This window comes from Cupriavidus sp. 01L46 (assembly GCF_056399905.1).
Genome location: NZ_JBFTSF010000753.1, coordinates 1 through 349 on the forward strand (window position 1 = coordinate 1; position 349 = coordinate 349).

1 protein-coding gene is annotated in these 349 nt (G+C 65.3%); it reads right to left on the bottom strand.

Annotation, left to right across the window (positions count from 1 at the left end):
• Positions 1-349: hemagglutinin repeat-containing protein (locus AC1DS3_RS39625; RefSeq protein ID WP_477129502.1), on the bottom strand; the 349-nt coding region annotated here is incomplete at both ends.

Consider the following 349-nt stretch of genomic DNA (forward strand, 5'->3'; position numbering starts at 1 on the left):
TTCGCGGCTGTGGTAGTTGTCGGTGTCTTGCCGGCTTTCCACATTGAGGTTGCGCCCCACGTCTGCCCGCACGGTGTCGCCGGTAACTTGTGCGCCCTTGAGGTTGGTGTCGCGCCCGCTGGTGATGGTGAGCTGGTCGCTGGCGCTGACATGGCTGTTGTGGTTGGTGACGGAGTCGCCGTCGCCCTTGGCCTTGTTCTGGCTGGCGGCGAGTTCGAGCGTGAAGCCGTTTTGCTGTCCGCCAAGTGCCAGCCCCACGCCGATGCTGGCGTTGCTGCCGCCGCTCTTGCTGCTTTGGCTGGCGGTGTCTTGCGTGCTTTCCAGGTTGACGTCGCGGGCGGCGCTGAGG